The sequence below is a fragment of the Mycobacterium simiae genome (assembly GCF_008370645.1).
In the GTDB taxonomy this organism is placed as follows: Bacteria; Actinomycetota; Actinomycetes; order Mycobacteriales; family Mycobacteriaceae; genus Mycobacterium; species Mycobacterium simiae_A.
In genome coordinates this window covers 1-12,604 of record NZ_VTZN01000044.1, presented here as the reverse complement: position 1 = coordinate 12,604, position 12,604 = coordinate 1, and the positions used below count along the sequence as shown (strand labels likewise).

Sequence of the window (12,604 nt, the reverse complement as noted above, 5' to 3'; positions counted from 1 at the left end):
CTACCGGCGCGGCGATGTGATTGGCGTGTGGCGAAGGCCGAAGTTACGTAGCCGCAGGCTGTTTGACACGACGAAGAACGACGAGAACGCCATCGCCGCACCGGCAATCAGGGGGTTGAGTAGCCCGGCGGCCGCAATCGGAATTGCCGCGACGTTGTAGCCGAACGCCCAAATCATGTTCATCCGGATCGTCCGCATGGTCGCGCGCGCCAGATCCAGCGCCTGCGGGACGATCTTGAGATCGTCGCGCACCAAGATGATGTCGGCCGCGCCGATCGCGACGTCGGTGCCACGCCCCATAGCCAACCCCAAGTCAGCACACACCAGTGCGGGGCCGTCGTTGATACCGTCGCCGACCATGGCGACGGCATGTCCTTCGTCGCGGAGGCGTCGGATCACGTTGACTTTGCCTTGGGGCAGTACATCGGCGATAACGGTGTCGACGCCGACCTGTGCCGCGACCGCGTCGGCTGCGGCCTGATTGTCACCGGTGAGCAGAATGGTCCGTAGTCCACGGCTGCGCAGCGCAGATATCGCGTCGGGGGCGGACTCCTTGACGGTGTCGGCAATCGTTATTGCCGCGCAGGCCAAACCATCCACCGACACGAAAACTACCGTCTCGCCGCGTGACTCGCCTGCTCTGCGGGCCGCGTCCAGCGCGGCCTCGCCTGGTTGGTTGCGGGTGATCCAGGAGGGTTTGCCGACTTCGACGCGGTGGCCTCCGACGATTCCCGTCACGCCGCATCCGGCAATTGCGGCAAAATCGTTGACTGCCATCGGATTTGAAGATGCGCCGACGATCGCGGTCGCCACGGCATGCTCGGAGGCCGCTTCCACGGAGGAGGCGAGCGCAAGCACCCTCGCCGAATCCCAGCCGTCGGTCGTCGTCACCGTATTCACGCTCAGGTGCCCGACCGTCAACGTGCCGGTTTTGTCGAACACGACGGTGTCGATGCCGTGGATGGTTTCCAACGCCCGGTAACCCTTGATGAAAATCCCCAACTGCGCACCCCGGCCTGAAGCGACCATCATCGCCGTCGGAGTGGCCAGCCCGAGCGCACACGGGCAGGCGATCACCAGGACCCCGAGCGTCACCGCGAAGGCTCGATCCGCCTCGGCGCCGCTGATGAGCCAGGCCCCACCGGCGAGCACGGCGATGGCGAACACTATCGGCACAAACACTGCCGAGATGCGATCGGCAAGGCGCTGGGCGCCAGCTTTTTGTGCTTGAGCTTCCGCAACGAGGCGCACCATCGCCGCGAAATGAGTATCGGCGCCTACGGCAGTGGCCTCGATAACCAGTCGCCCGTCCAACACGATGGTGCCACCGACGACAGGGGAGTGCGGACCCGCACGGACCGGCTTGGCCTCGCCGGTCATCGCGCTCATGTCGATTGCTGCAGAGCCGTCGATGACAACGCCGTCGGCGGCGATGGTTTCGCCGGGCCGCGTGACGAAGCGCTGTTGCTTCTTCAGTTCGCCGGCCGGTATCACCAGCTCTGCACCGTCGCCCAGCAGCACCGTGACGTTCTTGGCGCCGAGCGCCGCCAGGGCGCGCAGCGCGCCGCCGGCCTTGGATTTGGCGCGGGCCTCGAAATACCGTCCGGCGAGGACGAAGACGGTGACTCCGGCGGCAACCTCGAGGTAAATCGAATCGCTATTGAGGATCGCTTGCCAGGTTCCTGTGGTCGTGCGGGGTCGCTGATCGACGAAAACTGTCGTCAGTGACCACACGGTGGCGGCCGTGATCCCCACCGAAATCAGCGTTTCCATCGACGCTGTCCGATGGCGCGCGTTGCGCAGCGCGACCGAGTGGAAGGGCCATGCCGCCCAGGTCACGATCGGGGCCGACAGCGCGATCAAGACGAAACCCCAGCCGGGAAATCTGGTACTGGGCACCAGCGCGCACATACTTGACAGATCGGCCAGCGGGACGAACAACACCGCCGCGATGAGCAGCCGCCACAAAAGTTTACGGGCCTGCTCGCTATCTGGGTCGGATTCCGCGGTGGCCAAGTCGGTGTGCGGAACTGCGTGATATCCCGCCCGCTCCACGACCTGGCACAGGTCATCGGCCGCCATCTCGACGGCGTCGATGGTCGCGATGCGGGTGGCGAAGTTAACAGACGCTCGAACACCGGGGACCTTGTTGAGCTTCGTTTCGACGCGGCTCGCGCACGCCGCACACGACATGCCTGCGACATCAAGTCGGATACGCCGCACGAAATTAAGGTCGGAGTCCCCCACAACCGGAGCCGCCACGGCCCTCCTCAGATCGGCATGCGTACTGTCAGCCTACAAGTCGCAAACGGAGGGCATTTGGTTCCCTATGAGCTAATTCTTGATCAGTGCGTAAAGTCGCCACCGGTCCGGCATCCCTTTGAGCTCGTGCTCACCTCGCTCGGCGAACCGGTGCTTGGAGCCGGTCACGATGTCACGCACCGTGGAGGACACCAGCACCTCACCGGGATCCGCCAGGGCCGCCACACGTGCGCCGATGTGCACTGCCATGCCGGTGATGTCGGCACCTCGGGCCTCGACTTCGCCCGCGTGGACGCCGACCCGGACCTCGATGCCGAGCACCCGAACGGCGTCGACAATGGCGTCCGCGCAGGCGATCGCGGAACTCGGGCTGCTGAATGTCGCGACGAAGCCGTCACCTGCGGTGTTCACTTCGCGCCCATTGAATCGCTGAATTTCGTGGCGTACCAGAGTGTCGTGGTTGTCCAGTAGGTCGCGCCACAGGTGGTCGCCGAGGGTAGCGGCGCGCTGGGTGGAGCCGACGATGTCAGTGAACATGACCGTGGTGAGCACGCGTTCGGTGACGTAGCCGCGGACGCCGGTGATGAACTCCTCGACCTCGTCGAGCAACGCCGCGGTATCGCCGACCCAGTACAGCGCGTCCGAGCCGGGTAACTCGATGAAGCGTGATCCGGCGAGGTGCTCGGCCAGGTAGCGACCGTGCTCGATCGGGACGAACCTGCAACCCACCCGGTGCAGGATCAGCGTCGGCGCGCTGATGTGGTCCAGCGACTCGCGTGCATCGGAGTTTCGTACGGCGGTGATGAAGTCACGAGCCGTGCTAGGAGACGCCGCCCGGTTGCCGGCCAGATCCCACCATGAGCGGAACGCGTCGTCGTGGGCGACGCTGGGAGCCAGCATGCGCAGCACGTCAAAGCCCCGCTCGACCGCGTCAGGCTCGGTCCCGATTGTCAAGAATGGGTCAGCAGTGTTCACGTCAAGTCCGACGGGGTAGTCGGGCGCGTGCAGCGCCCGCGCTGAACCGTCGACGATCACCAGGCTGCGTACCCGCTCGGGGTGGTGAGCGGCGAGTACCAGCGCGGTCGTCGCCGTGAAGCCGGACACGAAGATCGTGGCCTGCTCGCATCCGACCGCGTCCATGACCGCGATCGCGTCCTCAGCCCAAAACGTGGGTCCCAGCACGTCTGGTGCGGCAACGCGCGAGGACAAGCCGACTCCGCGGTGGTCGAATCGGATCACGCGACTAAAGGACGCCAAACGCCGATGAAAACGGTACATCGATGGCTCGTCGTCGATTGTGTCGATCGGAATGGACGGCCCCGGCACCACGAGCAGGTCAATCGGACCAGTTCCGATCACCTGATAGGCGATGTCCAGGTCACCGCATCTGGCGTAACGCGTCCGCGGAACGTCGGCCACGTCTACAAGTTAACGATCGGGGCCAGATAGCGGGCGGCGTACTCGCGGACGGCCCCATCATCTGAGGTATCAAGGCGATCGGTGGGGAACATGATGATGCCGACTGCCACGCGTAGCAAGATGTCCGCGATGTTGGACAGGTCGGAGTCAGCGACATCGGCGCCGCAGCGACGCAGCGTGTGCGCGATGCCGTCGCCGAATTGGCCGATCGGGAAAACGTGTGATCGCGAAAACATGCCGAACAGCTCGGGTTCACTTTCGGCAATGCGCGCATATAGCGGCGAGTCTCGGATGAGCCGCACCCCGAGTGTGAACGCTTCGATTGCCGCCTCTTGCGGATTATGGCCGCTGGTAGCTTGGGCGAGCGTGGTGAAAAACTGTTCGGCCTGGTGTCGCACCACACCTTCGAACGGCTCGTCTTGGGTGGGGAAACGCCGGTAGATGGTGCTGCGGCTGACTCCGGCTCGGGTGGCAACGTCTTCGATATTCGCCCGGCGCAACCCGTAGGTTTCGAACACGGTTCGGGCGGTGTCCAGGATGGTGCGGTCGAGATCGGTGATCGACTCGGCGCTGTCGGCACTTCCTGCAACCCGCATGCTGGACAGCATCATATGTGCGGGTGCTTGCGCGCCGAGATCCACATGAGCGTCACTCCTTCTCGTACTTTTCCGCGCTGGTGTAGATCTCGACGCAACCTAAGCACGACAGCCTCTACGGGGTCAGTGACCGTGGTCAGCCGCAGACGTACGACGAATTTGTCGCCTATTGGGATGGCATGCTCAACCGCTTCGTCCCGCACCAGACTGTGCTGTATGGCACCGGTTATCTCCGGAAAGGAATACCGGGCCCGCGGAGAATTCCCAAGCCGGTCTGGAAACTGATTTCCGCGCCACTCAATGCCTACGCCCGCTTGGTCATTGTGGGAACCTTGCCGCCACAAATGCGCGAAGTATGCGATCTGGAATGGGATGACAAGCAGCAGAAGAGATTTCAGCGGTTCGCCGCGGTCGTTCGGGCGTTGAACCCGATGATCAACAGGCTACCTATCAGGTTGGTCTACGCACCCTGGGCGGCCGACGCGTGGATCCGTTCGGGCGTCGACCCACGCGAGCTGCATAACTAATGCGCGGGAGGACCAAGTTGCATTCCCTGCGATCGTCATTGTATGGGCTAATCAGCGTTCTTCCCGAAACTCCACGTGGCGGCGAATCACCGGGTCGTATTTGGTCAGCGTGAGTCGGTCCGGGTCGTTACGACGGTTCTTGCGAGTGACGTAGGTATAGCCGGTGCCCGCGGCGGAGCGCAGCTTGACGATGGGTCGGATCTCGTTGCCGGCCATCAGATTCGCTCACCGGCCAGTCTTAACCGTGCGACGACGGATTCGATGCCGTCACGGTCAATGACCTTGATCCCCTTGGCGCTGACCCGCAGCCTGATACGCCGGTTTTCAGTGGGCAAGTAGTAGGTCTTGACTTGCAGATTAGGTGACCAACGTCGCCGGGCTCGGCGGTGCGAATGCGACACCGCGTTACCGAAACCCACCGTGCGGCCGGTGACTTGACATCGTGCGGACATGGCGGCTCCTCCCCGTCTCTAGCATGCTTAAACATGCTTATTGAAAATCATCTTCGACAACGTGCCTCAGGCAATGTACCGTGACACCGAGCTTACTGACAATCATTTTCAATAAGGGTGTGTGATGCGTACTCCGGTGGTGCTGGTAGCAGGTCAGGGCGAGACCGACGACGTGACGGGGACGCTCTTGCGCCGTCCGGGAACGGTAGTTGTCGAGCACCGGTTCGACGGCCACGTGGTGCAACGGACAACCAGCAGACTCGACCGCGGCGAATTGCGCACCGCCGAGGAGGCTCTGGAGCTGGCGCACGGCTGTGTGGCCTGCACCATCCGCAACGACCTCCTGGTGCTGCTGCGCAAGCTGCATCGTCGCGACAATGCGGATCGGATCGTCGTGCATTTAGCGCCGTGGCTAGAACCCGAACCCATCTGCTGGGCAATCAACCACGTCCGGGTTCGTGTGGGTCCGGGCTACCCGGACGGTCCGGCGGCCCGCGATGTGCGGATCGGCGGCGTCGTGACCTGTGTAGACACCACCAGGTGGATAACGCAGTCGTTAGGTGATGGCGAGTTGTCCGACGGACGCACGGTGGCGCAGGTAACGGTCGGTCAAGCCGAGTTCGCCGACCTGCTGGTGCTGACCCACCCGGAGCCCGTCACGCTGGCCGTGCTCCGACGCCTGGCCCCGCGAGCACGAATCACTGTCGGACTCGAGCGCGTCGAGTTGGCGTTGGCGAATCTGGACGAGCGCGCACGCAGAGGTGGCAGCGATCATCCGCACGCTCCGCTGTTGGCCGGCCTGCCACCGCTGGCGGCTGACGGCAAGGTCAAGATCATGGAATTCAATGCCCGGCGGCCCTTCCACCCCGAACGTCTGCACAACGCCATAGACCGGTTGCTGGATGGAGTAATTCGCACCCGCGGACGGCTGTGGCTTGCCAACCGGCCCGACCAGGTCATGTGGCTTGAGTCGGCGGGGGGCGGTCTGCGCGTCGCGTCCGCCGGAAAGTGGTTGGCAGCGATGTCGGCCGCAGAGGTCGCCTATGCCGACCCGGAGCGGCGTTTGTTCGCCGAGCTGATCTGGGAGTACCGGTTCGGCGACCGCCACACCGCGATGACGGTCTTGGTCTGCGACGCCGATCCGGATGAAATTACCGGCGCGTTGCAGGCCGCGCTGCTCAACGACGAAGAAATGGCCGACCCGCAGAGCTGGCGAGACTACGACGACCCGTTCGGTGACTGGCACACAGACCCGTGTCAGCAGACGTCTGATCTGGCTGGGGAGCTCTCCGCGCACCGCAACGTCGGAGAATCCGAATGAAACCCGGTATCCATCCCGACTACCACCCGGTGGTGTTCCAAGACGCCAACACCGGCGCTGTGTTTCTTACCCGCTCCACGCTCACCAGTTCGCGCACCATCGAGTGGAAAGGCCTCTTCGGCTCGTACACCTATCCGCTGGTGGCGGTGGAGGTGTCTGCTGACTCGCACCCGTTTTGGACCGGGGCACGCCGCGCGCTCGATACCGCTGGTCGGGTCGAGCGATTTTACCGACGATACGGCCGCGATTGATGCGCGGCCGGACCGCAACGTCCGGCTGACCGCCGCAGGTGTTGACCGCCCTGAACTGCCCATAATGACCATGGGTCACAATGGGCAAGATGGGCAGCAAGCAATCGGCGGAACCGGTCCGATGAATGTGGTAGCGCTGGCTTTGAACACGGCTGCCAGTGCAAGGAGCTGATCGGCTACCCCGCTCCCGATTCCCACTCCTGATCGTTGTCCGCGACGCCGATGGTGCTAGCCAACCACTTTGGTGCGAGCACCGAGATCACCGTGGCTCCTGCCGTGGCGCCGAATACACCCGCCCAGGCAACCGGACCTAGCGGCGTCGATCCGAAAAAGTGGCTGACGACCGGGGTTTGGATGATGGCGACCAAGACCCCGGCGCTGCCCAGCGCTGTCGCTATGACCAGGGGGCTGTGCCGGCGCGTGAGCAAGGTCTGAGCCAGCTGTGTGGTCACCAGAGCAGTCAATCCCATTGTGGCCGTGCGTCGTTCGGTGCCCAGGGTCCAGCGGCCAATGGCCCAGGCCGCTGTTGCGCCAGCGGCCGTCACCGTGCCTCGGGTCACGATCTGGCGCATCAGCGGGGCGTCGAGGGACGGTTTCGGGCCGGTCAGCACCGCCCGCCGGTGGGCGCGGCGAGCCTCGTCGGCTTCCTCCTCGGACTGGTATTCGGTCTCGTCGGGCTCGGCATATTGCGAGGTGACGGCCACTGCTAGCGCCGGGAACATGTCGGTGAGCAGGTTTACCAGCAGCAGTTGACGGGTTCCAATCGGTGCCCGTCCGGAGCCGAATGCGGTGCCGAGGATGGTGAACAGCACCTCCCCGACGTTGCCGCCGACCAGAATGGTAACCGCGTCGCGCACACCTGCCCACATGCTGCGGCCCTCGACCAGCGCGTCGAGCAGCACGCTCAGATCGTCGTCAGTCAAGACAATGTCGGCGGCACCGCGGGCGGCCGACGAACCGCGACCGCTGACCCCAATTCCGACGTCGGCCATCCGAATGGCGGCGGCGTCGTTGGCGCCGTCGCCCACCATGGCCGTCACTCGTCCGCAACGTTGCAGCGCCGCGACGATCTGAACCTTTTGTTCCGGGCTGACCCGGGCGAACACCTGCACGTCGGCGGCGAGCTTGGCGAACGCGTCTTCATCGAGGTTGGCAATTTCGGCGCCGGTGACCACTCGCACATCGGCTGGCAGGCCCAGCTGACGGGCAATGGCTCGCGCCGTGACGGGATGGTCGCCGGTAATCAGCACGACGTAGCGTTCGGCATCCAGCAGCGCCTCGATCAGCGGGCGCGAGGACGGCCGCGCGGTGTCGGCCAATCCGACGTATCCGACCAGTTCGAGATCGTGCGCGGCGTCGTCGACGGCATCGGCGTCGGTGTCGTCGTCATCGGTGCTGTGGTGGTCCCAGGTGCGCTGTGCCACTGCGAGCACTCGCAGACCCTGCTCGGCGAGTTCGTGTACCAGTGACTCGGCGTGCTCGAACTCGGCCTCGGGATCACTGAACCGGCAGCGGGGCAGGATCGTCTCCGGGGCTCCCTTGAGCATCAGCATCGGTGCTTCGTCAGTGCCCGCGATGCCGATGCTGGCGGCGTAGCCACGACTGGACTCGAAGGGGACTTCTGCCAGCACCGTCCACTGTGGATCGCTGTGGCCATCAAGTGCGGCAGCCGCGGTCAGGATTGCCTCGTCGGTGGCGTGCGCGTGCCCCTCGGCGTTGTGGGGCTGGGTGGATGCCCGCGCTGCGGCTTGTAGCACCGCGGCCGAACGCGGATCGGTGGTCTCCGGAAATGGACCGTGTGGTGCGGCGTCTTTCGGCGCGACGCACACGACACGCAACCGGTTCTCGGTGAGGGTTCCGGTCTTGTCGAAGCAAATTGTGTCGACCCGACCCAGGGCTTCGATGGTTCTGGGCGCGCGGACCAGCGCGCCGCGCGCTGTGAGGCGTTGGGCGGCGGCCAGTTGCGACAGGGTGGCTACCAGCGGCAGACCTTCCGGGACCGCGGCCACCGCGATGGCGACCCCGTCGGCGACCGCTTGACGCAGTGAGGCGCGCCGTAGCAGCGCCAAACCGGTCACGGCGGCCCCGCCGGCCAGTGTGAGCGGAAGAACCTTGCTGGTTAGCTCGCGCAGCCGGGCCTGCACGCCGGCCGCGGTTTCGACGTCGGCTACCGCCGATATGGCGCGGTGCGCCGCGGTGCCGACACCGGTGGCTACGACGATCGCCCGGGCGTGCCCGGCCACGATGGTGCTGCCCTCGAACAGCATGCTGGCCCGGTCGCCGTCGTTGACGGCGACGGGATCCACTTGCTTGTCCACCGGCAGCGACTCACCGGTGAGCAGCGATTCGTCGACCTCGAGGTCTTCGGCCACCAAGACCCGCGCATCCGCTGGCACCACTTCCGGCGCGGCCAGGTCGATGACATCGCCGACGCGCAGCGACTTGGCCGACACGGTGACCGTGCGGGTGGTGCTACGGGCCGCGTCCAGCCGGCGCCGCGTGGTGGCGACGGCGGGGACCACGACCCGGCGCACCAGCTGGTCCTGCTCAGCGAACAACTCCGCAGCAGCGGCCTCGGCCCGCAACCGTTGTGCCCCGCCGGTAATCGCGTTGACGGCCATCACGCCAGCAACCAGCAGTGCGTCGACATTGCTGCCAACAATGGCTGACGCGGCCGCGCCCACGGCCAGGATCGGAGTTAAGGGGTCGGAAAGCTCGTGCCTTGTCGCGACCGCCAGCTTCACCAGGTTGTTTGCGGGCTTGCGCAGCGGCGCCACCAGCGGCTCGTAGGACAGATCGTCGAGAATGCGCCGCCAGGCCGGGATTCCCGGTTCGACCGCTAAGGGGCGGGCACCGCCGGCCAGTCGCGAATACACGATCTCGGGGTCCAGGGCGTGCCAGGCGGTTAGCGGCTGCGGGGAGGGGTCGGGGAGCCGGAGCACTCTGCTGGCTGAGAGCGTTCCGGACACCAAAGCTGTTGCCGCGGCTGCGTTTACTGGATTGAGCCAGCGCCGGAAAGACAGTGGGTTGGTGGTTCGGCGTGGGTTGCCGGTGACCAGCAGCAGCCCGGCCAGGGTGGTGCCGCCTTGGGCGAGGTGCACCGCGGATTCACTGGCTGCCCGGGCTACCGGAAGCGCGGAGAGGATCCGCACCGCCGCGGCGAGATCGGTTCCGGTGATGATATCCGCGGTCCACGGTGTGGCTGCGCGAGGATCATCGAGGGCTACCCCGACGTCGGCGATGGCCAGCGCGGCCAATGTATCGGTCGAGGCGAAGTCTCGGTGCAGCGCGGTGATCAGCAAGACCGGACCGCGATCTGCCCGCAGTTCGCGGACCAATCTCAGCAGCGGTGTGCCCGGCGGGTGGGTCGCGCCCACGCCGGCGGACAGGTCCTCGGTACCGGCCACATGGCGCAACACCACCCGCGCCCCGGTGCGGTGCGCGGTCTGCAACAACGGGATCGCGTACGGGTCGACCTCCCACCCCACGTCGACGCTGCCGACGCGTTGGCCGTCGACCACCAGGTCGGCGTGCTCCAGGCCCTGCGCCGGGGCAGCCGACGGACCGGGTACCCGAATCCATTTCAGCCGCGCGCCAATGGCGGGCAATTCGTCGGGGTCGGGCTCCGGCGCTTCCTCGCCGTGCAGCAGCGCATCAGCAACCTCGTACACCCGGTCGTCATCCCAGCCGGGCTCGTCGCCTTGCGCACGCAAGACGGCCCGGTGATCACCGCGCAGCGCCGCGCCATCGATGACGACGACTTGCACCCGATCCAGCCGACGCAGTGCACCAGGGTCGAGGACCAGTTGCCCGGCGTTCGCCAGGCCGCGGCCCAGTATCGCGGCAAACGACTGCCGGCCAAGGTGCGCGGCTTTCGGAACTCCGGCCAGGATGGCCTCGGCGGCCTCGGCAGGTCCGCCGCCGGCTAGCAGCGCACCTGCCGCGGCTACCGCAGAGCCGTTCGCGGCTTGGCCGACGTAGGTTTCCACGGGCCCGGCCATCGCACCCTTGGCGGTGTCGATCGCGGCATCGATGGCGCCGTCGACCACGATGTGCGAGGCCTCGCCCGCTGCGGCGGCCGCCCAATTGTGCCGAGGCACATGCGAATCCGGTCCCGACGAGGAGATCACCGAGACCACCGGAGCCTGCGGCCGGGTGGGTGCGGCCAGTTCAGGCTCCCGTAAACGCCACCGCTGCCGATGAGCGGCCGCCTCCGAGAGCTGAAGCCCGCGCTGGGCGAGATTCAACAGCGGTGTGCCCACCGATTGACTGAGTCCAGACGCCAGCGCTGTGGAAGCGCTGAGCGTAAGGTCGGTGCCGACCCGGCCCAGCCGCGACTCCAATACCGCCACCACCCGCGGTTGGTTGTTCATGAGAGCGGCCGCAGCACGCGCACTTCGCGGTGCGACGGGAAGCCGGGTGAACCAGCCCGTCACTGAGGCGCCGAGCGCCATGACGTCCATCGCGGCAGCGGTCAGCGGTACCAGAATTGCCAACGGGTTGCCTGGGTCGGCGAACGGCGCGACGCGGGGTGCCGACTCTGTGGAGGTCAAGTCGGTGGCCACGGCGCAAACGGTGTCGCGCACCTGGTCCAACACGGTGTCGACATCGGCGTCCGGCGAAAATTCCAGCACCAATCGGCCCAACGCGCCTTCGACATGGGCCTTGTCCACCCCGGCGATCCGGCGAACCGGTTCTTCGACCACCGCCGCATGTTCGTGCCAACGGGGGAACGGCAGCAACGGGTCCAGGTCAAGGTGCACGCGCCGCCCGCTGTGCCAACGCAGCGGTGCCGAGCCGTGTTCGGCTGACCCGGCAGCCGAATTACCCATCCCGAGCGCGCGTCCCGTCGACTGAGCCGCCGACTCCACCACCGGGCCGATCAGCTCGAGCACCGGGCTGGCCAGTGTCTCGACAGCGCCTGCAGCGCCAGCCACGCCGTTCGCCCCGGCACGCAACACCTGTGTTGCCCCTCCGCTGATACCGCCGACGATGTCGGCCACACCCGGAATCTTCATTCGTCACCCTTCAACACGTCCACCGCGCCAATCCTCCTGAGGTACTTGGTACCAGTCCACCCGGCCCGGGGTTAGATCTGGCTACGGTGTTGACGCAGAGCACAAGAAAGTAACAGCGAGGGATTGACAAAGCTGGACCTGGCCCGCCCACTCCACTCAGCATGAGCCGCCTCGCTGGCTTGGCCAGCCAAAGTCGAAAAATCCCAATGGAACTCGGCCGTAGCTCGGCAACTCAGTGGCCATGCGGCCGCTACCTCATTTGCCGCGATCGGCAGACAAGATCCGACTTAGAGAATTCGGTGGTTAGCCCTGCCGACGTGGTAGCCAGTGGGAAAGGACTTCTCGATGACCTGCAGTTGATGGTCAACCCTCGACTCGAGCTCAAGGACCACGCAGTCATCGCTCAGGGTCTTTGACTCGAGAACTATGTACCTCTGACCGCCGCCGTTGACATCGGTGATTGGGTCACCTGAGTGCAAATCTTCGACGGCCACCAATTCAGGGGTTCGGTGTGACTCCACGCAAGACACAGTAAGCCAATTCGCTGTACCAGGGAACCCCGCGTTGACCGACCAAAAGTGGCCGCGGAGCTGCTTTTGATGGCCGAGCGGGCGAGCCTTACGGTGCCAGCCTGATTAGTCCCGGTGGCATGGGTGCCGCGGGCGACCGCTCCGCGGAACCTCCGTCGGCGCCGCCGCCGCCCCCACCGTCCCCGCCGGGACCGCCGCCACCACCGCCGCTGCCGGCACCGCCGCCGG

9 protein-coding genes and 1 pseudogene are annotated in these 12,604 nt (G+C 65.7%); 3 read left to right on the top strand and 7 right to left on the bottom strand.

What is annotated here, in order from left to right; translation table 11 throughout:
- The 3 genes from F0Q45_RS09550 to F0Q45_RS09540 form a co-directional block, all read right to left on the bottom strand.
- Complete coding sequence (locus F0Q45_RS09550) at positions 1-2,262, bottom strand: heavy metal translocating P-type ATPase (protein ID WP_149653718.1); 2,262 nt, start codon at positions 2,260-2,262, stop codon at positions 1-3.
- A gap of 72 nt (positions 2,263-2,334) precedes the next feature.
- Positions 2,335-3,681, bottom strand: a complete 1,347-nt coding sequence (locus F0Q45_RS09545; RefSeq protein ID WP_188112856.1) for an adenylate/guanylate cyclase domain-containing protein — start codon at positions 3,679-3,681, stop codon at positions 2,335-2,337.
- Between the two features lie 2 nt (positions 3,682-3,683).
- The gene (locus F0Q45_RS09540; RefSeq protein WP_188112855.1) at positions 3,684-4,277 is read right to left on the bottom strand and encodes a TetR/AcrR family transcriptional regulator; all 594 of its coding nucleotides are present in this window, start codon (positions 4,275-4,277) and stop codon (positions 3,684-3,686) included.
- Between the two features lie 110 nt (positions 4,278-4,387).
- Here F0Q45_RS09540 and F0Q45_RS09535 point away from each other — a divergent pair.
- Positions 4,388-4,804, top strand: a pseudogene (locus tag F0Q45_RS09535) (oxygenase MpaB family protein); the annotation flags it as partial.
- A 51-nt stretch (positions 4,805-4,855) separates the two neighbouring features.
- Here the strand turns inward: F0Q45_RS09535 and rpmG are convergent.
- A complete protein-coding gene (rpmG, locus tag F0Q45_RS09530; protein WP_149653717.1) occupies positions 4,856-5,020 on the bottom strand; it encodes a 50S ribosomal protein L33 in 165 nt (54 codons plus the stop codon).
- Positions 5,020-5,256 carry a 50S ribosomal protein L28 gene (gene rpmB, locus F0Q45_RS09525; RefSeq protein WP_149653716.1) on the bottom strand — a complete coding sequence of 79 codons (237 nt, stop codon included), beginning with the start codon at positions 5,254-5,256 and terminating at the stop codon, positions 5,020-5,022. The genes rpmG and rpmB overlap by 1 nt, the downstream gene beginning before the upstream one ends.
- 124 nt (positions 5,257-5,380) lie before the next feature.
- Here rpmB and mrf point away from each other — a divergent pair, with 124 nt between their 5' ends.
- Positions 5,381-6,577, top strand: coding sequence for a ribosome hibernation factor-recruiting GTPase MRF (gene mrf / locus F0Q45_RS09520; protein WP_149653715.1), 1,197 nt, complete (start codon positions 5,381-5,383; stop codon positions 6,575-6,577).
- Complete coding sequence (locus F0Q45_RS09515; RefSeq protein ID WP_149653714.1) at positions 6,574-6,828, top strand: type B 50S ribosomal protein L31; 255 nt, start codon at positions 6,574-6,576, stop codon at positions 6,826-6,828. The genes mrf and F0Q45_RS09515 overlap by 4 nt, the downstream gene beginning before the upstream one ends.
- A gap of 176 nt (positions 6,829-7,004) precedes the next feature.
- Here the strand turns inward: F0Q45_RS09515 and F0Q45_RS09510 are convergent, their stop codons facing one another.
- Both F0Q45_RS09510 and F0Q45_RS09505 read right to left on the bottom strand, forming a co-directional pair.
- Complete coding sequence (locus F0Q45_RS09510) at positions 7,005-11,846, bottom strand: cation-translocating P-type ATPase (RefSeq protein WP_149653713.1); 4,842 nt, start codon at positions 11,844-11,846, stop codon at positions 7,005-7,007.
- 287 nt (positions 11,847-12,133) lie between these two features.
- Entirely contained in the window at positions 12,134-12,367 is a 234-nt protein-coding gene (locus F0Q45_RS09505; RefSeq protein WP_188112854.1) for a hypothetical protein, read from the bottom strand.
- Positions 12,368-12,604 lie beyond the last annotated feature (237 nt).

Bases quoted from the DNA above. Each gene is read 5' to 3' on its own strand.
- F0Q45_RS09515 (WP_149653714.1), top strand. From the start codon at position 6,574: ATGAAACCCGGTATCCATCCCGACTACCACCCGGTGGTGTTCCAAGAC.
- F0Q45_RS09540 (WP_188112855.1), bottom strand. From the start codon at position 4,277: ATGCGGGTTGCAGGAAGTGCCGACAGCGCCGAGTCGATCACCGATCTC.
- F0Q45_RS09510 (WP_149653713.1), bottom strand. From the start codon at position 11,846: ATGAAGATTCCGGGTGTGGCCGACATCGTCGGCGGTATCAGCGGAGGG.
- rpmG (WP_149653717.1), bottom strand. From the start codon at position 5,020: ATGGCCGGCAACGAGATCCGACCCATCGTCAAGCTGCGCTCCGCCGCG.
- rpmB (WP_149653716.1), bottom strand. From the start codon at position 5,256: ATGTCCGCACGATGTCAAGTCACCGGCCGCACGGTGGGTTTCGGTAAC.
- mrf (WP_149653715.1), top strand. From the start codon at position 5,381: ATGCGTACTCCGGTGGTGCTGGTAGCAGGTCAGGGCGAGACCGACGAC.